Source organism: Agrobacterium sp. 10T429, assembly GCF_056393925.1.
Genome location: NZ_JBFTGV010000033.1, coordinates 1 through 518, shown reverse-complemented (window position 1 = coordinate 518; position 518 = coordinate 1). Strand labels below are relative to the sequence as shown.

1 protein-coding gene is annotated in these 518 nt (G+C 64.7%); it reads left to right on the top strand.

The annotated features are described in order from the left end of the window. A partial coding sequence (locus AC1DCP_RS26350) for a metallopeptidase TldD-related protein (RefSeq protein WP_476774863.1) occupies positions 1–407 on the top strand: 407 nt, incomplete at its 5' end. Positions 408–518: the final 111 nt, after the last annotated feature.

The window sequence follows — 518 nt, the reverse complement described above, 5'->3', positions numbered from 1 at the left end:
CCGGCAACGCCCGCCGCGAGAGCTACGCCGCCCTGCCGATGCCGCGCATGACCAACACCTACATGCTCAACGGCGACAAGGACCCGGCGGAGATCATCGCCAGCGTGAAGCGCGGCCTGTACGCGGTGAACTTCGGCGGCGGCCAGGTGGACATCACCAACGGCAAGTTCGTGTTCTCGGCCAGCGAGGCCTACCTGATCGAGGATGGCAAGATCACCACGCCGGTCAAGGGCGCCACGCTGGTCGGCAACGGCCCCGAATCGCTCAAGGACGTGACCATGATCGGCAACGACATGCGCCTGGACTCGGGCGTGGGCGTGTGCGGCAAGGAAGGCCAGAGCGTGCCGGTGGGCGTGGGCCAGCCGACGCTGCGGATCGAGAACATGACCGTGGGCGGCACCGCCTGAAGTCTGTGACGGACCCGGGATCGATGGCGGCGGCCTGCCGTTTTTTGGCGAAATCTGTTGCGATTCCACGCGATTGACGCTTGCCATCGATCTTGAAAAGCGATATAAAGA